The 22,255-nt window shown below is 69.5% G+C and carries 19 protein-coding genes; 9 read left to right on the forward strand and 10 right to left on the reverse strand.

The genetic code is table 11. The annotated features are described in order from the left end of the window. Positions 1 to 11: 11 nt before the first annotated feature. The gene (locus ACFWZ4_RS08310) at positions 12 to 755 is read left to right on the forward strand and encodes an energy transducer TonB (RefSeq protein ID WP_439704245.1); all 744 of its coding nucleotides are present in this window, start codon (positions 12 to 14) and stop codon (positions 753 to 755) included. Here the strand turns inward: ACFWZ4_RS08310 and ACFWZ4_RS08315 are convergent. Next, positions 701 to 1,498, reverse strand: a complete 798-nt coding sequence (locus ACFWZ4_RS08315) for an undecaprenyl-diphosphate phosphatase (protein WP_439704246.1) — start codon at positions 1,496 to 1,498, stop codon at positions 701 to 703. The genes ACFWZ4_RS08310 and ACFWZ4_RS08315 overlap by 55 nt on opposite strands. A gap of 264 nt (positions 1,499 to 1,762) precedes the next feature. Here ACFWZ4_RS08315 and glnA point away from each other — a divergent pair, with 264 nt between their 5' ends. Next, the gene (gene glnA, locus ACFWZ4_RS08320; protein WP_439704247.1) at positions 1,763 to 3,172 is read left to right on the forward strand and encodes a type I glutamate--ammonia ligase; all 1,410 of its coding nucleotides are present in this window, start codon (positions 1,763 to 1,765) and stop codon (positions 3,170 to 3,172) included. 72 nt (positions 3,173 to 3,244) lie between these two features. On the opposite strand, the gene ACFWZ4_RS08325 is transcribed toward glnA, so the two are convergent. Next, complete coding sequence (locus ACFWZ4_RS08325; RefSeq protein WP_439704248.1) at positions 3,245 to 4,756, reverse strand: DUF2235 domain-containing protein; 1,512 nt, start codon at positions 4,754 to 4,756, stop codon at positions 3,245 to 3,247. Between the two features lie 191 nt (positions 4,757 to 4,947). On the opposite strand from ACFWZ4_RS08325, the gene ACFWZ4_RS08330 reads away from it, so the two are divergent. The 3 genes from ACFWZ4_RS08330 to ACFWZ4_RS08340 all read left to right on the forward strand — a co-directional run bounded on the left by ACFWZ4_RS08330 (position 4,948) and on the right by ACFWZ4_RS08340 (position 8,033). After that, the gene (locus tag ACFWZ4_RS08330; protein WP_439704249.1) at positions 4,948 to 5,943 is read left to right on the forward strand and encodes a two-component system sensor histidine kinase NtrB; all 996 of its coding nucleotides are present in this window, start codon (positions 4,948 to 4,950) and stop codon (positions 5,941 to 5,943) included. Positions 5,944 to 6,011: 68 nt separating this feature from the next. Further along, positions 6,012 to 7,385: a nitrogen regulation protein NR(I) gene (ntrC, locus tag ACFWZ4_RS08335; protein ID WP_439704250.1), complete on the forward strand. Its 1,374-nt coding sequence runs from the start codon at positions 6,012 to 6,014 to the stop codon at positions 7,383 to 7,385. Between the two features lie 183 nt (positions 7,386 to 7,568). After that, positions 7,569 to 8,033 carry a GNAT family N-acetyltransferase gene (locus tag ACFWZ4_RS08340; RefSeq protein ID WP_439704251.1) on the forward strand — a complete coding sequence of 155 codons (465 nt, stop codon included), beginning with the start codon at positions 7,569 to 7,571 and terminating at the stop codon, positions 8,031 to 8,033. 67 nt (positions 8,034 to 8,100) lie between these two features. Here the strand turns inward: ACFWZ4_RS08340 and ACFWZ4_RS08345 are convergent, their stop codons facing one another. Further along, entirely contained in the window at positions 8,101 to 10,623 is a 2,523-nt protein-coding gene (locus ACFWZ4_RS08345) for a sensor domain-containing protein (protein WP_439704252.1), read from the reverse strand. Positions 10,624 to 10,784: 161 nt separating this feature from the next. Then, positions 10,785 to 11,909, reverse strand: coding sequence for a hypothetical protein (locus ACFWZ4_RS08350; RefSeq protein ID WP_439704253.1), 1,125 nt, complete (start codon positions 11,907 to 11,909; stop codon positions 10,785 to 10,787). Positions 11,910 to 12,035: 126 nt separating this feature from the next. Between ACFWZ4_RS08350 and ACFWZ4_RS08355 the strand changes: the two genes are divergently transcribed. Continuing rightward, a complete protein-coding gene (locus ACFWZ4_RS08355; protein ID WP_439704254.1) occupies positions 12,036 to 13,319 on the forward strand; it encodes an acetyl-CoA C-acetyltransferase in 1,284 nt (427 codons plus the stop codon). A gap of 16 nt (positions 13,320 to 13,335) precedes the next feature. Further along, positions 13,336 to 13,845 carry an energy transducer TonB family protein gene (locus tag ACFWZ4_RS08360; protein ID WP_439704255.1) on the forward strand — a complete coding sequence of 170 codons (510 nt, stop codon included), beginning with the start codon at positions 13,336 to 13,338 and terminating at the stop codon, positions 13,843 to 13,845. A 149-nt stretch (positions 13,846 to 13,994) separates the two neighbouring features. Here the strand turns inward: ACFWZ4_RS08360 and ACFWZ4_RS08365 are convergent, their stop codons facing one another. From ACFWZ4_RS08365 to ACFWZ4_RS08385, 5 genes are all read right to left on the reverse strand, one after another. After that, positions 13,995 to 15,884 carry a phospholipase D-like domain-containing protein gene (locus ACFWZ4_RS08365; RefSeq protein WP_439704256.1) on the reverse strand — a complete coding sequence of 630 codons (1,890 nt, stop codon included), beginning with the start codon at positions 15,882 to 15,884 and terminating at the stop codon, positions 13,995 to 13,997. A gap of 74 nt (positions 15,885 to 15,958) precedes the next feature. Continuing rightward, positions 15,959 to 16,513, reverse strand: coding sequence for a YceI family protein (locus ACFWZ4_RS08370; RefSeq protein WP_439704257.1), 555 nt, complete (start codon positions 16,511 to 16,513; stop codon positions 15,959 to 15,961). Then, a complete protein-coding gene (locus ACFWZ4_RS08375) occupies positions 16,513 to 16,983 on the reverse strand; it encodes a SixA phosphatase family protein (RefSeq protein WP_439704258.1) in 471 nt (156 codons plus the stop codon). Before ACFWZ4_RS08375 ends, ACFWZ4_RS08370 begins: the two co-directional genes overlap by 1 nt. 8 nt (positions 16,984 to 16,991) lie before the next feature. Beyond that, positions 16,992 to 17,621 (reverse strand): nucleotide-binding protein, encoded by a 630-nt coding sequence (locus tag ACFWZ4_RS08380; protein WP_439704259.1) that lies wholly within the window; start codon positions 17,619 to 17,621, stop codon positions 16,992 to 16,994. A 131-nt stretch (positions 17,622 to 17,752) separates the two neighbouring features. Next, positions 17,753 to 18,781: a hypothetical protein gene (locus tag ACFWZ4_RS08385; protein ID WP_439704260.1), complete on the reverse strand. Its 1,029-nt coding sequence runs from the start codon at positions 18,779 to 18,781 to the stop codon at positions 17,753 to 17,755. Between the two features lie 162 nt (positions 18,782 to 18,943). Here ACFWZ4_RS08385 and ACFWZ4_RS08390 point away from each other — a divergent pair, with 162 nt between their 5' ends. Beyond that, positions 18,944 to 19,144 (forward strand): antitermination protein NusB, encoded by a 201-nt coding sequence (locus tag ACFWZ4_RS08390; RefSeq protein WP_231322447.1) that lies wholly within the window; start codon positions 18,944 to 18,946, stop codon positions 19,142 to 19,144. Positions 19,145 to 19,224: 80 nt separating this feature from the next. On the opposite strand, the gene speE is transcribed toward ACFWZ4_RS08390, so the two are convergent. Continuing rightward, a complete protein-coding gene (gene speE, locus ACFWZ4_RS08395) occupies positions 19,225 to 20,076 on the reverse strand; it encodes a polyamine aminopropyltransferase (RefSeq protein ID WP_439704261.1) in 852 nt (283 codons plus the stop codon). A 262-nt stretch (positions 20,077 to 20,338) separates the two neighbouring features. Between speE and speA the strand changes: the two genes are divergently transcribed. After that, positions 20,339 to 22,219, forward strand: a complete 1,881-nt coding sequence (gene speA / locus ACFWZ4_RS08400) for a biosynthetic arginine decarboxylase (protein ID WP_439704262.1) — start codon at positions 20,339 to 20,341, stop codon at positions 22,217 to 22,219. Positions 22,220 to 22,255: the final 36 nt, after the last annotated feature.

Here is a 22,255-nt window from a genome sequence, read left to right on the forward strand (position 1 = left end):
CCGAGACGCAGGTGCGCGAATACCATGCGCGGGTCGCGCTGGATGTCGATGCGGAGGGCAAGGTTTCCTCCGTCCTGTTGCCTCCGGAGGTACCTTCGGTGCTGGTAGCGGCAGCCCGGGAAACCATCTCGCATTGGCGTTTCAAGCCGCCCGTACGCGACGGCCGCGCGGTTACTGCGCGTACCTGGGCGACGACGGTGTTGCAGGTGGTCCCGCAACCGTCCGGCGATTACCGGCTGCGCGTGGTGTTCCAGTCGAACGGCCCGGGAATGGCATGCCCGGCACCCCGCTACCCGGTCGAGGCAGCCGTGGGAGGAAGCCAGGGAAACCTGGTCATGGAAGCCACTGCGCAGCCGGACGGCAGCTTGGCGGATATCGAAATGGTCAGCCATCAGTTGAAGAGGGCCTATACCTCGGCCTTCGAGAAGTCGGTCCGCACGGCCTTGGCCCAATGCCAGGTCTCGCCGGAGCTGGTCGACGGAAAGCCGGTAGCGACGCGTATGCGTCTCCCGTTCGTCTTTAAATTGCACCGGCTTTCAGCCCAGGAGTTCTCGGCGATCCGGAACGGCGCGGGTGTCGGCAGCGAGCCCGCCGACGACGATGCCGCCAGCCCCGCCGATCAGGCCGTTGCCCTGAACAGTCCCGTGCAGCCGCTTGAGCCAGCAAGCTGGGGAGCCGGCGTGACCGGCGAAGGCGCGCCTCAGCCGCCCGCCGGCAGCCACAGCAGCAACGCCACGCCCAACGCGATGCGGTAGATCGCGAACGGCGTGAAGCGGTGCGTGCGGATGTAGCCAAGCAGCCACTTCACCGCGGCGAAGGCGACGATGGCCGATACCACGAAACCGACCACCAGCGCGTTCCAGTCCTCGTGCACCGCACCGCCGTTCTTCACCACCTTGAGCAGCTCGTAGCCGGTAGCGGCGTACATGGTCGGGATGCCGACCAGGAAGGCGAATTCGGTCGCCGCGGCGCGATTGCTGGTGCCGGCCAGCAACGCGGCGAAGATGGTCGCGGCCGAGCGCGAGGTGCCGGGGAAGACCCCGGCGAGCATCTGCGCGATGCCGACCAGGATCGCTACCGTCCAGGTGACCTCGCGCCGCTCCGGCTGGCGCGCCGCGACCGCCTCGGCACCGAGCATCCAGAAGCCGCCGATGACCAGCGCCCAGGCGATCGGCGTGACCGTGTCGGGCAGGGTGAAGCCGAGCTTCACCGCGATGAAGCCGAGCACCGCGGTGATCAGGAAGGCCACCGTGAGCTTGGCCAGGTAATCGCGGTTGACCGGGTCGCGCCACTGGGTCAGCAACTGCCACAGGCGCTTCCAGTAGATCAGTGTCACCGCCAGGATCGCGCCCGCCTGGATGCCGATGTTGAACAGGTCCGAGCGCTGGCCCAGGCCCAATTGTTCGGCGATCAGCAGGTGTCCGGTCGAGGAAATCGGCAGGAATTCGGTAATGCCCTCGATGATGCCGAGCAGGATGACGCGGATCAGGTCGCTCACTAAGGGCTCTCCGGTGCGGCGGTAAAGCGGCATAGCTTACGGGGAAGCGGGCACGGCGGCGTGAGGCCGGTTTGCTTGAAGATGGTGCAAATACATGCGCGTCGATGGTGCAATAATGTCACGGAAGACGGCGCTTTGGAGCCGGAAGAGGGGCCCGACACGCATGCGCCTACGCCTCCCCGGGACGGTGTCGGCGAGGCGGGGCTGGCACGCGCATTGCAGTAACGCCGCCATACCTTTTCACCGCTCCGAGGCTCTTTGCCCATGACCGCCCAGAAAGTGCTCGACCTGATCGCCGAACACGACGTCGAATTCGTCGACCTGCGTTTTGCCGACATGCTCGGCAAGCACCACCACGTCACCTTCCCCGCGCACGCCATCGACGAGGGCACGTTCGAGGACGGCAAGATGTTCGACGGCTCCTCTATCCCGGGCTGGAAGGGCATCAACGAGTCGGACATGGTGCTGCTGCCCGATCCGGACACCGCGCACCTGGATCCGTTCTCCTCGCACACGCAGCTGATCCTGCACTGCGACGTGCTCGAGCCTTCGACCATGCAGGCCTACGGCCGCGACCCGCGCTCGATCGCCAAGCGCGGCGAGGCGTTCCTGAAGTCCACCGGCATCGCCGACACCGCCTTTTTCGGCCCGGAGCCGGAATTCTTCATCTTCGACTCGGTGCGCTGGCAGAACGACATGGGCCGCGTGTTCTACGAGATCGGCTCGGAAGAGGCGGCGTGGAGCTCGCGCTACAAGTACGACGGCCAGAACACCGGCCATCGCCCGGGCGTGAAGGGCGGCTACTTCCCCGTGTCGCCGGTCGACTCGCTGGGCGACCTGCGCGCGGACATGTGCAAGGTGCTCGAGTCGCTCGGCCAGGTGGTCGAGGTGCACCACCATGAGGTGGCCAACGCCGGCCAGTGCGAGATCGGCGTCAAGTTCAACACGCTGGTGAAGAAGGCCGACGAGCTGATGACGATGAAGTACGTCATCAAGAACGTCGCGCACCAGAACGGCAAGACCGTCACCTTCATGCCCAAGCCGATCGTCGGCGACAACGGTTCGGGCATGCACGTGCACCAGTCGCTGGCCAAGGACGGGCAGAACCTGTTCGCCGGCGAGCTTTACGGTGGCCTGTCGCAGATGGCGCTCTGGTACATCGGCGGCATCTTCAAGCACGCCAAGGCGATCAACGCCTTCGCCAACTCCACCACCAACAGCTACAAGCGCCTGGTGCCGGGCTTCGAGGCGCCGGTGATGCTGGCCTACTCGGCGCGTAACCGCTCGGCGAGCTGCCGCATCCCGTACGTGTCCAGCCCGAAGGGCCGCCGCATCGAGGTGCGCTTCCCCGATCCGATGAACTCCGGCTACCTGGTGTTCACCGCGCTGATGATGGCCGGCCTGGACGGCATCATCAACAAGATCGACCCGGGCGCGCCGGCCGACAAGGACCTCTACGACCTGCCGCCGGAGGAAGAGAAGAACATCCCGCAGGTCTGCGCAAGCCTGGACGAGGCGCTCGCCGCGCTGGACAGGGACCGCGAGTTCCTCAAGGCCGGCGGCGTGTTCACCGACGACTTCATCGATGCCTACATCGAGGTGAAGATGAAGGAAGTCACTGCCTATCGCGCCAGCACGCATCCGCTGGAATTCCAGATGTACTACGCGATCTGACCGCGGCGACATGGTTCGGCGGGACGGGCGCTTCGGCGCCCGTCTTTTTTTTTGCCGCCTCCAGCGAAGAGGTCAAGAACGCTCGATCGTCAGCGCCACGCTGCCGTGGTTGTTGGCGTACGCCTGCCAGGCGTCGTTGGCGTAGGCGTAGAGGTAGCCGCTGGCGGCCGGGGTGAAGCGGCAGCCCTCGCCGATGACGAAGGTCTCGCCGCGGTCGTCGCCTTCGCCATTGGCGACGAAGCCGATCAGCGCGCACCAGGGTGCCGACTCCATGCGGCGGGTGAACCAGAAGTCGCTGTCGCCGTGGCTGGCCATGTTGAAGACGTGCTCCACCGAGCCGAGGGCGGAGGCCGCCAGGCGCCCGATGTCGGAGGCGTGGTGGCCGTCCACCTCGCCGCCGGCGGGGGAAAACTTCGCACTTGCGTCGAGCCACTCGCCGGAGGCGCCGAAGCGGTAGGTGACGCCCGCCTCCAGATACAGCCCGGTGGCGTTCCAGTGAGCGGAGGCGAACACGTCCAGGCTCACGCGCGCGCCCGCGGCGAGCGTGCGGGTGGGCCAGTAATCGCCCTGCGCGAGCGGTGGATCGGCCTGTCGCGTGAGGGCGCTCGGGTGCAACAGGCCGGCCAGCGAGCTGGCGTTGGCAACCTGCGCCACCTCCCGCGGTTGGTTGCGACCGAGCTTGAACATCCCCTGCCGCGAGTCGTGCAGCACGGCCTGCGGATCGGGGCGCAGCTGTGCGCGCGTGTTGTCGCGCAGGCGCAGGCCGCAGCCGGCCGCCTCGTCGAGCATCCATGCCAGCGCGATGTCCGACAGCCCGGTCTGCGCATAGCCGCCGCCGACGTCGCCGTGCACGCCGGGAAACCACACCTGGTGCACCTTGTCGGGACGGCGGATGTTCGTCCACAGCGTAGGCATGAAATCCGCGCGGCGCTCGTCCATCGCCACCGCATGACGGGCGTTGGCGATCATCAGGCTGATCCGGGTGTCGTGGAACTGGTAGCGGCGCGGGTCGCCGATGAAGCGCAGTATCGACAACTCCAGCGGAATCCCCAGCGCGCCGACGGTGTCCCACACGCCCATGAAGTGCACGCCGATGGTGCCTGCCGTGGGCTGCCCGGGCGGCACGCCGTGGAAAGCCCATCCGTTCGGATTGGCGAACGGCTTGCCGGAACGGTAGGCCTCGAACACCTGCTCCACGCGCGACCACACTTCGGCCGGGGCCAGCGTCGCATCGGACAGGTCAAGCAGGCCGCCATGGGCGAGCAGCCCGCCCAGGCTGCGCACGGTGTAGGCGCCACGGCTGAAGCCGAACAGGAAGATGCGGTCGCCGTCGTGGTAGCGCACGGCCAGCCACTGGTAGGCGCTCATGATGTTGCGCTCCAGCCCCGCGCCGGTGCCGCCGCCGACCATGCGGTCGAGCCAGCCGCCGTTGGTGCCCACGCCCGGGTGGTAGTAGGCCAGCTGTTGCTCGTCCTTCACCGCGGCGTTGTAGAGCTTGGCCACGTTGGTGGGCGCTGGCAGGCCCTGGTCGGTGTGTTCGAGGGTGTTCCAGGTGCCGTCGCAACAGACGATGAGCTGGGTCATGGCCGTGTCCTCCCCGGATCGCGCAGGACCGACCGTACGCCCGCCTTGGTGGCCGAACCGTCTTCGCCGTCGCACGCCCGGTACGCGTGCGCGCGGTCGAGCCAGGGTTGCCATCCCAGCCGACGGTCTGAACGCCGGCGGGGCGACCGGGCGCCATTGCACCAACAAGGCGCAACGCCCATCATGGTGCAATGAACGAGGCCGACTGGCGCGCATGGGCGGAGCAGGCGACGACCGGGCTGGGCCTGGTCGATGCGCAGTTGCGCCTGGCCTGGCTCAACCCCGCGCTCGCCGATGTGCTGGATCTGGGACCGCGGCGTGCCATCGGCCAGTCGCTGGCGGCGTTGCTGGGTGAGCCGACGGTGGCGACGCTGGCGGCGCGCGCGCGCGACGAGCAGCGCGTCGTGCAATGGCGGGACTTGCGGCTGGGTGAGCCGGAGCGGCGCGTGGACGTCTCGCTGCAGCCGCTCGATGCCGAGCGCCTGTTGCTGGAGGTGCACGTGCTCGCGCCGCCCGCCGCCGGGAACTCCCCGGTGTCGGCCAGCCTGCGCGGCCTCGCGCATGAGGTGAAGAATCCGCTGGCCGGCCTGCGCGGCGCGGCGCAGCTGTTGCAGCGGCGCGTCGCCGAGGTCGACCTGAAGGCGCTGGCCGGCATGGTGATCGCTGAGGCCGACCGGCTGGCCGCGTTGACCGACCGCCTGCTGCGCCCCGCCGGCACGCCGCCGCGCGAGGAGCTCAACCTCCACGCGGTGCTGGAGCGCGTGGTGGCGTTGCTGGAGGCCGAGCCGTCGCCGCTGGCCATCCGCCAGGACTACGATCCCAGTCTGCCGGAGCTGCGCGGCGACGCCGACCGGCTGCAGCAATTGCTGCTCAACCTGGCGCGCAACGCACGCGAAGCAGGCGCGCGAACCCTGACCCTGCGCACGCGCGCCGAGCACGGGGTGCGCGTGGGCGAACGCGTGCTCCGCACCGCTCTGCGGCTGGACGTGATCGACGATGGCGCCGGCGTACCCGCCACGTTGCGCGACACGTTGTTCGAGCCGCTGGTGTCCGGCCGTGCGGAAGGCACCGGCCTCGGGCTCGCGCTGGCGCGCGAGATCGCGAACGCGCATGGCGGCGAGCTGCGCCACGCCGGCGCGCCGGGCGCCACCACCTTCACCCTGTGGCTGCCGCTGGAGCACGGATGAGCGCGATCTGCCATTTCCTTCTTTGCAGGTGCACACGTGTGTGCTCCTGCCGTTGCGCGGGATAGCCCATGACTTCCGAAGTCTGGATCGCCGACGACGACCGCAGCATCCGCTACGTGCTCGCCGAAGCGCTGCGCGAGGTGGGCCTGGAAGTGCGCGAGTTCGGCGACGCGGCGGCGGTGCGCGCGGCATTGCGCGAGGCGCGGCCCGCATTGCTGCTGACCGACGTGCGCATGCCGGGCGAGAGCGGGTTGGGCTTGCTCGCCGGGCTCCGCGCCGAGGGCGTCGGCCCGGTGATCGTGATGAGCGCCTACACCGATGTTGCCACCACGGCGGCCGCCTACCGTGCGGGCGCGGTCGATTACCTGGCCAAGCCGTTCGACCTCGACCACGCGGTGGAAGTGGTGCGCCGCGCGTTGGCCGAACAGCCGGCGGCGCCGGCCTCGCCCGTCGCCGCGCCCACGCACGCGCTGCTCGGCGAAAGTGCGCCGATGCGCGAGGTATTCCGGCTGATAGGCCGCGTCGCGGCGAGCGACCTCAACGTACTGGTTACCGGCGAGACCGGCACAGGCAAGGAACTGGTGGCGCGCGCGCTGCACGAGGAGAGCGCGCGGCGCGGCAAGCCGTTCGTCGCGCTCAACACCGCGGCGATCCCGAGCGAGTTGCTGGAGAGTGAGCTGTTCGGCCACGAGGCCGGTGCATTCACCGGCGCAGCACGGCGCGTGGCCGGTCGCTTCGAGCAGGCCGAGGGCGGCACGCTGTTCCTGGACGAGATCGGCGACATGCCGCTGGCGCTGCAGACACGCCTGTTGCGCGTGCTGGCCGGCGGCGAGTTCTACCGCGTGGGCGGACGCGAGCTGATTCGCGGCAACGTGCGGATCGTCGCCGCCACGCACCAGGACCTGGATGCACGTGTGACGTCGGGCCATTTCCGCGCGGACCTCAAACATCGCCTGGACGTGGTGCGCATCGAACTGCCGCCGCTGCGCGCGCGCCGCGCCGACATTCCGGTGCTGGCGCGGCATTTCCTCGCCGCCGCTGCGCAGGAGCTCAAACTGCCGCCCAAACGGTTCGCGCGCGCGGCGCTCAAGGCGCTGGAACAGCGCGATTTCCCGGGCAACGTGCGCGAGCTGGAAAACCTCTGCCGGCGGCTGGCGGTAATCGCGCCCGGCGCGGAGATCCAGGCGGCCGAACTGGGCACGGCCGCCGCACCGGCGGCGGCCGGCGACTGGACTGGCGCCTTGCGCGACTGGGCGACCCAGGCGCTCGCGCGCGACGAGGCAGACATCCATGCGCGCGCGCGCGAGGCGCTCGATCGCACGTTGCTGGAGGCCGCGCTGGCGGCGCATGGCGGGCATCGGCAGCACGCGGCGGCGGCGCTGGGCGTGGGGCGCAATACGTTGACGCGCAAGCTGGGGGCGTCGCGCAAGCGCTCCCGATAGGCCGTTCCGCGCAAGAGCGGCCCCTCACCTCAGCCCTCTCCCCGGCGGGGAGAGGGAGCGGTTTGCGGGCACTTGCGGAGAGGCGCGGTCTCGAACCCTCACCCCTTCGGGAAGAGGACCGGGTGAGCGGCGGGGCCTGCGCCTCGTCGTTGGACGATAATCTCCGCCTGCCCTGGAGGACCTATGCCCGAGCCCCTCACCATCCGCCCCGCCGCCCGCGACGACGTCCCGCACCTGGTCGACTGGAATGCTGCCATGGCGCAGGAGACCGAGGCCAAGACGCTCGATCGGGCAGTGCTCGCACGTGGTGTCGAAGGCGTGTTCGATGAGCCGCGCCGCGGCTTCTACCTGGTCGCCGAGCGCGACGGCATGCCGGTCGGAAGTTTGCTGGTCACCTACGAGTGGAGCGACTGGCGCTGCGGCGACTTCTGGTGGATCCAGAGCGTCTACGTGGTGCCTGCCGCGCGCCGCGGCGGCGTGTTCCGCGCGCTGTACGCGGCGGTGCGTGACAAGGCGCGGGCCGCCGGCGCGGTCGGGCTGCGGTTGTACGTGGAAACGGAGAACCAGCGCGCCCAGCGCACCTACGCCGAACTCGGCATGGAACCCTGTCATTACTTCATGTACGAGGAAGCCCTGCCGCGCACGTAGGCCGCACGGTGGACTTCGGCCGACCATCCACGCATGCGGTGAAAGGCGGTGGGTGAGGCCCCCGCGGTTACGGGAGATCCGACGCCCAGCGACGCAGGTGCTGTTCGGCCAGCAGCTTGCCGAAGGCTGCCGCGGGCATCGGCGCGCCGAACAGAAAACCCTGCAGCTGCTCGCAGCCGGCCGTCCGCAGGTAGTCGGCCTGCGCCTGCGTCTCCACGCCCTCGGCGACCACGGTCTTGGCCAGACTGCGCGCCATCGCGATGATCGCCTGGGTGATCGCCGCGGTGTCCGGATCGCTCTCCACGTCGCGCACGAAGGCGCGGTCGATCTTCAGTGCGTCGACCGGGAAGTGCTTGAGGTAGGACAGGCTGCAGTAGCCGGTGCCGAAGTCGTCCAGCGAAAGACGCACGCCGCAGCGCTTGATGCGCTGGAGCAGCGCGATGGTGGCATCGCCGCCGGCCATCACGGTGCGTTCGGTCAGTTCGAGTTCGAGCAGCGCCGGGTCGAGCGCGCAGTCGGCCAGTACCGCCCGCAGCTCGGCGAGGAAGGTGGCTTGCTGGAACTGCAGCGGGGAAACATTGACCGCGATCGGCACGCCCATGCCTTCGCGATGCCATACGTCGGCCTGGCGACAGGCCTCGTGCAATACCCAGGCGCCGATCGGCGCGATTAGCCCCACGTCCTCGGCCACTGCCACGAACTGCTCGGGTGGATAGCGCTCGCTGCCGTCGGCGTCGTACCAGCGTAACAACGCCTCGGCGCCGACGATGCGGCCGTCGATGGCGTCCACCTTCGGCTGGTAGTGCAGCGACAGCTGCTCGCGCGCGATCGCCAGGCGCAGTTCGGCTTCGATGCGCCGGCGCAGCAACGCGCGTTCGTTCATCGAGGCGGTGAAGAAGCGGTAACTGTGCCGGCCGCCTGCCTTGACCTCGTACATGGCGCTGTCGGCATTGCGCAGCAACTCGTCGGCGTCGGCCGCGTCGTCCGGACACAGGCTGATGCCCACGGACATGCGCAGCACCAGTTCGGGCAGGCCGGCCACCGTGGTGCGCTCGCCATGGGCGATCAACCGCTGCGCGACGCTGGCGGCCTGGCCGGGCGCCTCCACCTGCGGCAGCAGCACCACGAACTCGTCGCCGTGGTGGCGGCACAGGATGTCGTCGTCGTGCAGCGCCTGGCGCAGCTGCTGGGCGAACGCGCGCAGCACGCGATCACCGTTGGCCGGGCCGTGCTGGTCATTGATCTGCTTGAAGTGGTCGATGTCGATGTAAAGCAGGGCGCAGCGCTGCTGGCGGCGGCGCGCGGTCGCCACCGCCTGTTCGATCGGGCCCTGCATCTGGCTGCGGTTGGGCAGGCCGGTCAGCGTGTCGAGCTGGGTCAGGTGGATCATCTTCAACGCCAGCGCGCGGGTCTCGCTGACGTCGCGGAACACCAGCACGCCGCCGATGGCGTGGCCGGCGTGGTCGTGGATTGGCGCGGAGGAATCCTCGATCGGCGTTTCGAAACCATTGCGATGCAGCAGCACCGCCTTGCCCTCCAGGTCGACGATGGCGTTGCGCTCGATCGCTGCCCGCAGCGGGTTCTCCAGCGCGGTGCCGGTGCGCGCGTCGCGCAGGCGGAACACCTCGTCCATCGGCCGACCGCGCGCCTCGGCGGCGGTCCAGCCGGTGAGGCCCTCGGCGATCGGGTTGAGCGAGGTCACTCGCAGGTCAAGGTCGGCCGCGATCACCGCGTCGCCGATCGAGTTGAGCGTCACCTCGGCCAGCTCGCGTTCGCGGAACAGCGCTTCCTCGTATTGCTTGCGCTGGCTGATGTCCTCCACCTGCGAGACGAAATAGAGCGGCTTGCCATGTTCGTCGCGCACCAGCGAGGTGCTGAGCTGGAAATGCACGACGTGGCCGTCCTTGTGCAGGTTGCGCTTCTCCATCTGATAGGCGTCGGTGCGGCCGTCGAGCATCTGCTCGATCTGCGCCAGGTCGTTGCCGTAGTCGTCCGGATGGGTGACGTCGGCGATGCTCAGGGTGAGGAACTCCTCCTCGCTGTAGCCGAGCATGCGGCAGACAGCCTCGTTCACGCGAAGGAAGCGGCCATCCGGGCGCACCAGCGCCATGCCGATGGCGGCGTGCTGGAAGGCGCCGAAGAAGCGCTGCTCGCTCTCGCGCAGTTTCAGTTCCAGCGCGTGTCGTTCGGTGATGTCGATGAAGACGGCGAACACGCCGTGCACGCGACCCTGCGCATCCGCGTCGGGCTGGAAACTGGCGTGCATGTAGCGGTGTGCGCGGCCGGCGAACAGCACCCCCTCGACCGTGCGGGGCTGGCCGCCCAGCGCCGCCTGCAAGGCCTCGATCGCGCGCGCTGCGCTGGCCTCGTCGAGCAGGTCGGCGACCGCGCGGCCGGCCAGGCCCTCGGGCGCCGCGCCCAGCCAGCGCCGCGGCGGCTCGTTCGCGTAGCGCACGTTGAGGTCCGGATCGAAGTAGGCGATCAGCGCGGGTACGCCACGCAGTACGTACTCGGGCCAGTTCCTGACGGACTGGCCGGAATCGTCGGGCGGGTCGGCCAAAGACTCGTCCGGTGAACGGGGTTGGTTCATGGACTCCCCCCGAGCGCGTACCCCTGCTCTGAAGTCCATCATGCGCCTGCCGCCGGATGGATGCCACAACCGGTCGGCTCCCGGCTTTTCCTTTAGAAGTGCCCCTGCGCGCGAGCCCGCGCACCGCGGTTGCGCACGGCTGCGCTCCTACACGGGACCCATCACTGCGGCGACGGCGAGGGTGCGGTGAGCCCGTTATCGTCCAGCGCCACGCGGCCCATCGCCTGCAGCGCAGGCTCGATGCCGTAGCGCGCGGCAAGGACCGCCACCAGCGGCCCCAGCGCCTGCGGCGCCAGCGGATAACCATGCGCGAGCACGTAGGGATGGTCGTCGGCGCCGGCCTGCGCGGCGGTGATGGCCACGGTGCCCAGGCCCGGCGCTTCGTGCGCGAACAGGGCCGGCGGCGCCAGTGCCGGGTCGGGTGCGGCCAGCGTTTCGAGCAACCAGCCCGCGTCCGCCTCGCCCTGGTCGAGATTCAGCGGCAGGTGGTGCGCCTGGAGCAGCGCGGCGTACTGGCGCAGCTCGAACACGAGGCCCGCGAAGCCGTGCGCACGTTCCGCCGTCTCGCCAGGCTGGCGTGCCAGCCACGCCGACGGTGCGCCCGCATGCACCGCACCCTCGGCATAGCGCAGCGGCAGCCCGCGCGCGCTGAGGGCGGTTTCGGGCTGGTACGGGGTGAGCAACGCTGCCTCCAGCATGGTCCACAGCGGCGCAAGGTTGACGTGCTCGTATTGCACGCAGGTCAGCGCAAGGAGGTCGTTGCGGCTGAGGTAACGGGCGTGCTCGAGCTGCACGCCGAGCGTGCGCATCAGCCAGTCGGCGGTGCGCGCGCCGGCTTCGCCGCGGCCGACGAGCTGCACTTCCATGTCCTGGGCCAGGTCCCCGGCAAGCGCCTCGGGCGCCAGCACCGACAGCGGCAGCAGGCGCAAGGCACCACCGGCGTGCCCCGGTTCGGGCACCAGCGTCGGCGCCGGCATCCGACCGTCGTGGCTGCCGAAGGCCACCACGTTTTCTAGATGGCCGCGCGGCACGCGGCGGGCCAGGTCGTCCAGCGTGGCCCACACCGGGAAGCCCGGACGCAGCAGTTCGACCGGATCGAACAGTGCACCGGCCAATGCCAGCCTTGCCTCGCCGATGCGCGGCACCAGCGCGTGCAGGTCCTCGGCGATCAGTGCAGCCAGGGCTTCGGCCTGGTCGCGGTCGAGCGTCATGGCCGCGGGCGAGGAGCCGGGCGAACATTCCAGCGCGAGTACCGCGGGCAGGGCGATCAGCGGCTGCGCATCCATCGGGCATTCCAAACGGCGGGGAACCGTCGATTATACGGAGCGCCCCCCGTTCACGCTTTTGGGCTTCCGCCGCATGGGCCTGCGGGTTAGCCTTTGGAGCTTCCAGGCCCCAGGACCGCCCTCGAGATGGAAATGACCACGAAGCGCGTCGGTGTGATCGGCGGTGTGCGCATCCCGTTCTGCCGGAACAACACCGCCTATGCCGACGTCGGCAACTTCGGCATGTCGGTCAAGGTGCTCGGCGCGCTGGTGGAACGCTATGGCCTGCACGGCGTGGAGCTGGGCGAGGTGGCGCTGGGCGCGGTGATCAAGCATTCCTCGGACTGGAACCTCGCGCGCGAGGCGCTGCTGAGCTCGGGCCTGGCGCCGACCACGCCGGGCATCACTACCGCGCGCGCCTGCGGCACCTCGCTGGACAACGCCATCATCGTGGCCAACAAGATCGCAGTAGGACAGATCGAGGCCGGCATCGCGGCCGGCGCCGACACCACTTCCGACGTGCCGATCGTCTACGGCGAGCGCCTGCGCAAGCGGCTGCTTTCGATCAACCGCGCCAAGGGATGGCAGGACAAGCTTGCCGCCGCCACGCGCGGCTTCTCGCTGGGCGAACTCAAACCCTCGTTCCCGGGCGTGGCCGAGCCGCGCACCGGCATGTCGATGGGCGATCACTGCGAGAAGATGGCGCGCGAGTGGCACATCGGCCGCGAGGCGCAGGACCGGATCGCGCTGGAGAGCCACAAGAAGCTCGCCGCCGCCTACGACGCGGGTTTCATGGACGACCTGGTGGTGCCTTTCCGCGGAGTCAAGCGCGACAACATCCTGCGGCCCGACACCAGCATGGAGAAGCTGGCCACGCTCAAGCCCGCGTTCGATCGCAGCTCCGGCCACGGCACGCTGACCGCCGGCAACTCGACCGCCCTGTCCGATGGCGCCGCCGCGGTGCTGCTGGCCGGCGAGGACTGGGCGGCGAAACGCGGCCTGCCGGTGCAGGCGTGGGTGCGCGACGCGGAGGTGGCGGCGGTCGACTTCGTCCATGGCGAGGGCCTGCTGATGGCGCCGACCGTGGCGGTGGCGCGGCTGCTCGCGCGCAACGGCCTCACGCTGCAGGACTTCGATTTCTACGAGATCCACGAGGCCTTCGCCGCGCAGGTGCTGTGCACGCTGCGTGCCTGGGAGAACGCCGACTACTGCCGCAACCGGCTCGGCCTGGATGCGCCGCTGGGCAGCATCGATCCGGCCAGGCTCAACGTGCACGGTTCCAGCCTGGCTACCGGCCACCCGTTCGCCGCCACCGGCGCGCGGCTGGTCGCCACGCTGGCCAAGGAACTGGCGCAGAAGGGCAGCGGCCGCGGTCTGATCTCGGTGTGCACGGCCGGCGGCATGGGTGTGGTGGCGATCCTGGAGCGCTGAGGTCCAGCGTGCCGCCATGCCGCGCCTGCGCGTCACCACGATTTTCAGCGTGCTTGGCCTGGTCATTGGCATCCTGGGCACCGACTGGGTGAGCGGCTTCACCGACGACTGGACCGGACCGCCGCCTCACGCGGCGTCACGGGCCGTGGCGCGGCACTATCGTGTGCCGCTCCGGCATCGCTCGTTTGCCGCACCGCGCGTGATCGGCGCGAGCTCGGAGAACGTAGAGCATCCGGCGCCGATGGCGTCCCCGGAGCTGGTACCGCTGGATACGCCACCGGCGCCGTCCTCCTGGGCCGAGCTGCGCGGTCATCTGGACGGCCGGGTCGTGCTCGACATCGACACCGATGGCAGCGGTCGGGTGGCGGCCGCCGGCATCGCGCGGTCCAGCGGCGACCCGGTGCTCGATGCGCACGCGCTGGCCACGGTCAGGCGTTGGCGCTTTGCGGTACCGACCGGCGCGTCCGGCGTGCAGGGTGAACTGCCGATGCGCTTCGACAGCACGGCGCCGTCGACCCCGCCGTAAGCCGTTACCTCTCGCCTCCGGAAAGAGGCTCAGGGTACGGGATCACTCTTGCGACGAGCTGTCGATGGAGCCCGATGTCCAGATCGGGCTTCCCGCGAGCCCAGCCCCTCATCCCGGCCTCCTCCACGGCGGAGGCACAGGGGGCGGCGCTACAGGATCCCGCTCGCGCTCGAGCCGAACGCAGTGATCAACCGCGTGTAGATCAGCTTCGGCGAGAGCGCCACGTCCGGGAAATCACCGACCGGCTCGTAACAGCTGTAGAACGCCGGATCGCTGGGTTGCATCGGCGCGCAGCCGGCCTTGAGCTGGTAGCTGGTGGCATAGCGGTAGGGCCAGAAGTCGAACAGCGGCAGGCTTTCGGAAAGGTCGCCGATGGCCTGGTTGAGCTTGGTCAGTACCGGCACCACCGGGCGCCGCGGCGCGACCACCCAGGCATTCTGTGGCTGGGTGTCGCGCAGGATCGCCTGGCGCAGCTGTTGGGCGAAGCGCTGGTCGTAGACGATCACGCCGGCCTCGGTGTTGTAGTGGTCCGAGCGCGGGTCGAAGTTGTGCGAGCCGACCATCGCGAAGCGGTCGTCGACCACGATCGACTTGGCGTGCAGGGCGAAGCGGCGGCCCTCGCTGACCAGCGGTGCCGGGCGCTGGCTGCTGCCGTGGCTGCCGAGCAGGCCGCGGCTCTCGGTGCCGACGTAGCGCTGCGAGGCATCGCGTGCCGGGTCGCCGCTGGCGTGCTCGCCGTCGCCGACCCATTCCAGGCTGGCAAGCGCGTTGGCGGCGGCGGCATCCACGGCATGCGGCTTGAGCTCGTAGATCTCGAAGCCGTAGTCCTTGAGGTAGCGCTTGCGGTGCTTGTAGGACACCGCGTAGACCGCGAAGGCATCGGTGGACGCGAGCGAGTTGGTCGACACCACGATGCGTGGCGGCGGCGTTGCCTGGTGCAGGCGCTCGAACAGGTGCCGCGCGCGGCGGCTCAGCACCAGGTAGGGCGTCTGCAGCACCACCTCATGGCGCGCTGCACCGACCATCTGCATGACGTGCGCGGTGAACTGGCGCGCCTGCCGCTTGAGCGGCTGGTCGGTCTTGGCAGGCAGGTCGCTGAAGAACTCCACCGCGTCGGTCTGCAAGCTGTCGGCCAGCACGTGCGCGCGCAGCCAGGCGTCGTCGTCGGCCTCCTGCTCGACGCGGTAGACGCGCTGCGGATGGTCGTAGCCCGGCGCCGGCCAACCGGGGGCGGCGGGGTTGGCCAGGATGTGGCGGTTGACGTCGCGCAGATGGGTCAAGGGCACTGCACGCTTGTGCCGCCAGAACAGCGCAAAGCTTCTGGCCATCGCCTGCGCGGCAGGACCGCCGACCAGCACGTCGCGGTCGACATAATCGAAATCGTCGTCCCAGTCGAAGTAGCGGTTCTGGTAATTGCGCCCGCCGGTGATGCCGGCGGTGTCGTCCACCACCAGCACCTTGTTGTGCATGCGCTGGTTGAACTTGAAGAAGCAGCAGGCGATCCCGGCGGCCCATTCCAGCGGCGAGGTGGTCGCTTCGTGGAAGGTAGGGTTGTACAGCCGCACCTGGAGGTTCGGGCTGGCGCGGGCGAGGCGGTCGAGCAGCGCCAGGTCGCCGAAGGAGGACAGCTGGTCGGCCAGGATGCGCACCCGCACGCCGCGGCGGGCCGCCTGGACCAGTTCGTCCAGCACCAGCTGGCCGGCGTCGTCCTGGTCCCAGATGTAGGTCTGCACGTCGATCGTGCGGCGGGCGCCACGGATCAGGTCCAGCCGCGCCACCATCGCCGCCTCGCTGTCGTCGAGCAGCGCGACCAGGTGGCGCGGATGGCCCGGCGTGGAGGCGGCCAATGCCTGCCGCGCCCCCTCGAGCAGGGGCGAGGGCCTGGCGCACCGGTCGGCACGGTCGCAACTGGAGGCGGTCGGCGTGGTCGCCGCGACCACCGCGTCGGCGCGGAGGATCTGCGCGCGCGACAGCGTGCAGCCCTCGAGCAGTGTGGTGGCGACGAGCAGGATGATCAGGGTGAAATGGCGCAGCGGCATGCCGCGCATGATACGGGGGCGGCCGCGCACGTCGAGGCATGGCGCGATCCGGTTCAGCGACGCGTCGCGCGCCTTTAGTCCGGCGCGCGCGTGATCGCGATCGCCAGCGCGAGCTGCACGTGGTCGGAGAGCACGGTGCGGTGGCCGCGCATGCCGAACTCGCTGCGTTCGAGCTCCCCACGCGCCTGGATCATGCAGGCGTCGGCGGTGCAGCGCGCCGGCAGCAGTTCGAAGCGTACCGGGCGGGTGACGCCGCGCATCGTCAACTGCCCCTGCAGCGCGCCACCGTCGTCGAGCGCACGGCGTGGCACCGGATCGGATACGAAATGCAGGGTCGGGTACTGCGCGGCGTCGAAGAACTCCTCATCGAGCACCCAGTGGCGCAATCGCTGCGAGTCCATCGAAAGGCTGTCCACGGCGACGCTGGCATCGACCACCACACGATCGCGTCCACGGGGCTCGACGGTGCCGACGACCGATTCGAAACGGCCGTGGATCGTGTGCAGCCAGAGCAGGCGCACGCCGAAATCGACGTGCGAGGGTGGGCTCTGGAGGTGCCACACCCGTTTGGGCGCGGCATGGACGGCGAAGGCGAGGACCAGCAGGACGCCCGCGACAGGCAGGCGCATCAGGGCGACCAGAACGCATCCAGCCGCGCGTTGCCCGGCTCCAGCGCGCCTTGCAGGTGCAGCACCGCCAATCCCGCCGGGGGCATGCCGCGGAATTCGTCCGAGCGGCCTTCCACCAGCAGCGCGACCAGCCGTTCGATACCGGGGTTGTGTCCCACCAGCAGCACGCAGCGCGCGTCGGCGTGCTGGTCGAGCAGGGCCAGCAACTCGCCCGGGGTGGCCTCGTAGACCTCGTCGGCCAGGCCGATCGCGGCGTCAGGTACCAGCGCGCGCATCGCCAATTCGGCCGTCCGGCGGGTGCGCAGGGAGGGCGAGCACAGCACCCGGTCGGGCCGCGCGCCGTGGGAGGCGAGCCAGCGGCCGGCCGCGAGCGCCTCCTGTTCGCCGCGTGGGCTGAGCGAGCGGTCGTGGTCGCCGTCGCCGGTTGCCGGTTGGGCCTCGGCGTGTCGCAAAAGAATCAGTTCCTGCATGGCATTCCTCAATGTTGGCGCTTGAGCCAGCGCAGTAGCGGCAGCCAGTCCTGTTGCTGGCTTCGCACCTGTTCGGAGTGATAGTCGAAGATGCCCTTGCCCAGTGCGGTGAGCAGGACGTAGGCCTGGCTGTCGCGCAGTTCGGCAACGACCGGGAAGGAAGAGGACTCGGCCAGTTGCGCCAGTGCGTCCTGGCTGGCGTGGGTCCAGGGCTTGAGGCGGTTGCCGACCAGCGCCACCGGCAGCTTGCCGCGCTTGACCCGCGGGACGGCCGCGAGCAGATCGAGGAAACCGAGTGTCGCGTGTAGGTCGAACGAGGAGGGCAGCACCGGCACCAGCACCGCGTCGGCGACCTCCAGCAGCGGTTCGAGTTCGCGTTCGCCGCTGCCGGCCGGCGTGTCGATCAGTACCCGTTCGGTATCCGGCGGCAGCCTGTGCAGGCCTCGGCGGCCTTCCAGGCCCAGCACCCCCGGCATGCCGTCCGGCCGAAGCGTGGCCCAGCGGTAGCTCGAGCCCTGGCGGTCGGTGTCGACGATCGCGGTCTGTTTGCCCTCCTGCGCCCAGTGCGAGGCCAGCTGGGTGACCAGCGTGCTCTTGCCGCACCCGCCTTTGCTGCATGCCACCAGCACGGTCAGCATCGGATCGCCCCTGTTCGCCAAAGGTGGGGCAAGCGTAGCTGGTGGGCAGGGGAACCGCGAGTAGGACGCGCGCCGGGCGAATCGCGTCGGCGCGCGACACGCTGGGGTGATGCCGACCCTGCGAGGTCGGCTCAGTGTGCGTCGTTTTCCGCCTTGTGAGGCTTCCAGTCCGCCGGCGCCGTGGTCGGCATCCCGGCATCGCGCAGGGCGGCCAGGATCAGGCTCATCTCGGTGCCGCCGTGGCGGGCCAGCGACAGCAGATGCTGGGCCTGCATCCTGTCGGCTTGCGCCCGCGCGGCAAGCTGGGCGAACTGCTGCACCTGCCAGATGAGGTCACGCCGCTCGCGCTGGGCCTGCGCGCGTTCGTCACCGTCGCTGGCGAGCACTTCGCGCAGGTGCAGGCCGAGCGAGCGGGCCAGCGGACTGGAAGCCCATTCGAGTGTCTTGCCGAGCTGGCGGCAATCGGCGGTCAGCGCCTTGTCCTCGCCGGCCGTCTGGCACAGTTCCGCGGCGGCGCGCAGCCCCGGCTGCGGCTGCGCGCCGGCAACGCCGAACACGATCATGGCCTGCACGCCAGCGGCGCCGGCGCCGGCCCGCGGGTCGAGCGTGGCATCCGGCGGTGGCAGCATGCTCACGCCGTTGGCCAGCGCCTGCAGGCTGGCGCCGGTGTAGTCGTCGTAGACCTTCGCCTGCGCGGCGCGGGCGAGGTCCGCGCGGGCGTCGTCGCGCTTGTCGTTGCGCAGGTCCTGGCCGAGCTTGAGCAGCCACACGGCCGCGTTGTCCGGCGCTTGCCCGACCAGCACGGCGAGGGCGTCGGCATTGGGGCAGGCATCGGCCTTGGCGTCGCAGTCGGCCAGTTGCACCCAGCGCTGGGCCGGACCGTGGCCCGGGGCGGCCACCGCGCGGGCGATCAGGCTGTGGAAGTCGTTCCACTTCGGCTGGTCGGGCAACGGCCGCGCAAGCAATGCCGCGCCGAGCAGCGGCGACGCATCGGCACGCGGCGCAAGCACGCTTACCAGGTCGCGCTGGAAGGCGACCAGCGCCTTGGTGCGCGCTTCCTGCGCGGAGGGCTGGGCCTTCTTCGCCAGTGCGGGCGACGGCGCGAGGGCAACGCCGGCCGTGCAGACCAGGGCAAGGGCGAGTTGACGCAGTCCCGGCATCGCGTTCTCCTTGGAGCGAAATGAAGCGGCAGCATAGCCGGCATGGATTAAGCCAGCCTGATCCGCCGGCCGGCGCCACGCGCACGGGCGGGTGGGGATGGTTAGCATGGTCGCTTCCCCGACGCGCGCTTGCGTGCACCCCGCAACGACCGGAGAGATGCCGTGAATTCGTTTAGCAGTTTGGCCGATGCCCAGGCCGCGCCGTGGTTCGTCGGCTGGGGCACGCTGGCGCTGATCAACGCGGGCCTGGCCCAGGGCAAGAACCGCAGCGGTCTGCTGTGGTTCCTGCTGTCGCTGGTGCTCGGACCGATCGCCACGCTGGTGCTGGTGCTGGTGCCGAAGGTGCGCCAGAAAATGTTCTGACTCGATCCCGCAACGGTGGGCCTCAGCCGACCGTTGCGGTGGTGTTCGATGGCGGGCCGTCGCCCACCACCCTACGCCCGCTATTCGCCCAGAGACTCGCGCATGAATTCGGGCTGGGCCAGCGCCGCGCGATGCGTATCGGCGTTGTAGTAGCGGGTCGGGAAACCCTTGCTGATCGCGCCGCGCTCGCGGAAGCCTGAGAGGTCCGCGCCCTTGCGCGCCATCGTGCAGCTCCACCAGCCGGTCGGGTAGCACGGCTGCGGGAAGGTGAGCGTCTTGACGGCACCGAAACCCGAGGTGCGCATGGCCGAGCGCATCGACTTGATCAGCTCTATGTGCGCCAGCGGCGATTCGCTCTGCTGCACCAGAATGCCGCCGTGGCGCAGTGCCTTGTGGCAGCTGGCGTAGAAGGCGGCATTGAACAGACCCTCGGCCGGCCCGACCGGGTCGGTCGAGTCGACGATGATCAGGTCCAGCGAATCGGGCTCGGCTTCGGCCATGTACTTGATGCCGTCGATGAACAGCAACTCCGCGCGCGGGTCGCCGTTGGACTCGCACAGCTCGGGGAAATACTGCTCGGCCAGGCGCGTCACGCGCTCGTCGATCTCCACCTGCGCGGCGTGCTCGACCTCCTCGTGCTTGAGCACCTCGCGCAGCGTGCCGCAGTCGCCGCCGCCGATGATCACCACGCGCTTGGCGCGCGCATGGGTGAACAGCGCCGGGTGGGTCATCATCTCGTGGTACAGGAAATTGTCGCGGCTGGTCAGCATGACGCAGCCGTCGATCACCATCAGGTTGCCCCAGTCGGTGGTCTGGTAGACCTCGATCGTCTGGAACGGAGTCTTCTCCGCATGCAGCAGTTTCTCCACCCGGAAACCGATGGAAGAGCCGGAGGCCTGGTGGGCCTCGGTGAACCAGCTGAGTTGCGACATGGTGCTGTCCTGCATGGGGAGACGTGAAAAGAGCGGCATTGTAGCGGTAACCGTGCGCACGCAATGTGCGCGTTGACCACCTGTTGCCACCGACCGCCGCTACAATGCGCCCGGGCCGGCCACGGGCCGCCCTCAAGAGCCTGACCGGCCCCGCGGCGTGCGAGGCTTCCGGCCGGTGGGCCTTCTGCTCGATCGAGCAATGCGTCAAGGCTCGCCGCTGCGACGTGCATGGATCCCGTTTGCCTTGAAGGAGACCCTTGCCATGTCCACGTCCTGGACCGTCGACGACGCCCGCCAACTTTATGCCGTGCCCTACTGGAGCGACGGTTACGTCGACATCGATGCCCACGGCGGCATCGTGATGCGGCCGCGCGGCGCCCACGGCCCCTCGCTGTCGCTGCCGCAGATCGTCGAACAGGCGCGTGCCCAGGGGCTGCGCCTGCCGTTGCTGGTACGTTTTCCCGACATCCTGGCCGATCGCCTCAAGCGCATGCTGGGCGCGTTTGCCGGGGCGATCCGCGAGACCGGCTACGCCGGTGGCTACACCGCCATTTTCCCGATCAAGGTCAACCAGCAGCGTGGCGTGGTGCAGGAACTGGTCGCCGCCGGCAGCGAGGGCTTCGGCCTGGAGGCCGGTTCCAAGCCCGAGCTGATGGCGGTGCTGGCCCTGGCGCGGCCTGGCTCCATCGTGATCTGCAACGGCTACAAAGACCGCGAATACATCCGCCTGGCGCTGATCGGGCGCAAGCTGGGCCTGCGCGTGTTCATCGTCATCGAGAAGCTCTCCGAGCTCGAGCACGTCATTGCCGAAGCGAAGGCGCTGGACGTCGAGCCGCTGCTCGGCGTGCGCGTGCGCCTCGCCTCGATCGGCGCCGGCAAGTGGCAGAACACCGGCGGCGACAAGGGCAAGTTCGGGCTCTCGCCGGTGCAGGTGCTCGAGCTGGTGGCGGCGCTGGACAAGGTCGGCCTCAAGCACACGCTCAGGCTGCAGCACTTCCACATGGGTTCGCAGATCTCCAACGTGCGCGACATCGCCAATGGCATGCGCGAGGCGACGCGCTATTTCGTCGAACTCTCGCGCATGGGCGTGCCGCTGGACATCGTCGACGTCGGCGGCGGCCTGGGCGTGGACTACGAGGGCTCGCGCTCGCGCAGCCACAACTCGATCAACTATTCGATGGAGCAGTACGCGCTGACCATCGTGCAGTCACTGGCCGACGCGGTCGCCGCCGAGAAGCTGCCCGCGCCGCATATCCTCACCGAGGCCGGGCGGGCGATGACCGCGCACCACGCGGTGCTGGTATCCGACGTGACCGAGGTGGAGGAGGTGCCGGCCGGCGCGCTGCCGCCGCCGCGCGAGGGCGAGCCGACCGTGCTGCGCCACCTGCGCGAGGTGCATGCCGCGCTGGGCGAACGCCCGCCGCTGGAGCTGTACCACGAGGCGCAGCACCACCTGGCCGAAGGACAGTCGCTGTTTGCGTTGGGCCAGCTCGGCCTGGCCGATCGCGCGCGGCTGGATGAGCTGTTCTACCTGGTCGCCAACGCGGTGCGCGGGCGATTGTCACCTGCCGACCGCGCGCATCGCGCCTTGCTGGACGAACTGGACGAAAAGCTGGTCGACAAGTACTTCCTCAACTTCTCGGTGTTCGAGTCGGTGCCGGACATCTGGGCGATCGACCAGATCTTCCCGATCGTGCCGGTCACGCGCCTGGACGAACCGCCCACCAGGCGCGGTGTGATCGTGGACCTCACCTGCGATTCGGACGGGCGCATCGACCACTACGTGGATGCCGAGGGCGTGGACGTGAGCCTGCCGCTGCATCGTCCGCGTTCGGGCGAGGACTACTGCCTGGGCCTGTTCATGGTGGGCGCCTACCAGGAGACGCTGGGCGACATCCACAACCTGTTCGGCGACACCGACGCGGTGAACGTGCGCGCAAACGGCGAAGGCTACGTGTTCGACCACGTGCGCCGCGGCGATACCACCGACGTTATGCTCGATTACGTCGGGTATGACCTGGCCGCGCTGCGGCAGAGCTACCGCGAGCGCATCTCGGCGGCGGGGATCGGGGCGGAACCGGGCGAGGCGCTCTACCGCGATCTCGACGCCGGTCTGACCGCTTACACGTACCTCGCCGACTAGGCGGGCGTACCCTTGTAGGAGCGCATCTTGTGCGCG

Origin of the sequence: Frateuria sp. GZRe12 (genome assembly GCF_051900535.1) — a bacterium.
In the GTDB taxonomy this organism is placed as follows: Bacteria; Pseudomonadota; Gammaproteobacteria; order Xanthomonadales; family Rhodanobacteraceae; genus Frateuria_A.

Bases quoted from the DNA above. Each gene is read 5' to 3' on its own strand.
- ACFWZ4_RS08380 (WP_439704259.1), bottom strand. From the start codon at position 17,621: ATGCTGACCGTGCTGGTGGCATGCAGCAAAGGCGGGTGCGGCAAGAGC.
- ACFWZ4_RS08360 (WP_439704255.1), top strand. From the start codon at position 13,336: ATGCCGCGCCTGCGCGTCACCACGATTTTCAGCGTGCTTGGCCTGGTC.
- ACFWZ4_RS08365 (WP_439704256.1), bottom strand. From the start codon at position 15,884: ATGCCGCTGCGCCATTTCACCCTGATCATCCTGCTCGTCGCCACCACA.
- ACFWZ4_RS08355 (WP_439704254.1), top strand. From the start codon at position 12,036: ATGGAAATGACCACGAAGCGCGTCGGTGTGATCGGCGGTGTGCGCATC.
- ACFWZ4_RS08375 (WP_439704258.1), bottom strand. From the start codon at position 16,983: ATGCAGGAACTGATTCTTTTGCGACACGCCGAGGCCCAACCGGCAACC.
- ACFWZ4_RS08330 (WP_439704249.1), top strand. From the start codon at position 4,948: ATGAACGAGGCCGACTGGCGCGCATGGGCGGAGCAGGCGACGACCGGG.
- ACFWZ4_RS08345 (WP_439704252.1), bottom strand. From the start codon at position 10,623: ATGAACCAACCCCGTTCACCGGACGAGTCTTTGGCCGACCCGCCCGAC.
- glnA (WP_439704247.1), top strand. From the start codon at position 1,763: ATGACCGCCCAGAAAGTGCTCGACCTGATCGCCGAACACGACGTCGAA.
- speA (WP_439704262.1), top strand. From the start codon at position 20,339: ATGTCCACGTCCTGGACCGTCGACGACGCCCGCCAACTTTATGCCGTG.
- ACFWZ4_RS08325 (WP_439704248.1), bottom strand. From the start codon at position 4,756: ATGACCCAGCTCATCGTCTGTTGCGACGGCACCTGGAACACCCTCGAA.
- ACFWZ4_RS08370 (WP_439704257.1), bottom strand. From the start codon at position 16,513: ATGCGCCTGCCTGTCGCGGGCGTCCTGCTGGTCCTCGCCTTCGCCGTC.
- ACFWZ4_RS08350 (WP_439704253.1), bottom strand. From the start codon at position 11,909: ATGGATGCGCAGCCGCTGATCGCCCTGCCCGCGGTACTCGCGCTGGAA.
- speE (WP_439704261.1), bottom strand. From the start codon at position 20,076: ATGTCGCAACTCAGCTGGTTCACCGAGGCCCACCAGGCCTCCGGCTCT.
- ACFWZ4_RS08385 (WP_439704260.1), bottom strand. From the start codon at position 18,781: ATGCCGGGACTGCGTCAACTCGCCCTTGCCCTGGTCTGCACGGCCGGC.
- ntrC (WP_439704250.1), top strand. From the start codon at position 6,012: ATGACTTCCGAAGTCTGGATCGCCGACGACGACCGCAGCATCCGCTAC.
- ACFWZ4_RS08340 (WP_439704251.1), top strand. From the start codon at position 7,569: ATGCCCGAGCCCCTCACCATCCGCCCCGCCGCCCGCGACGACGTCCCG.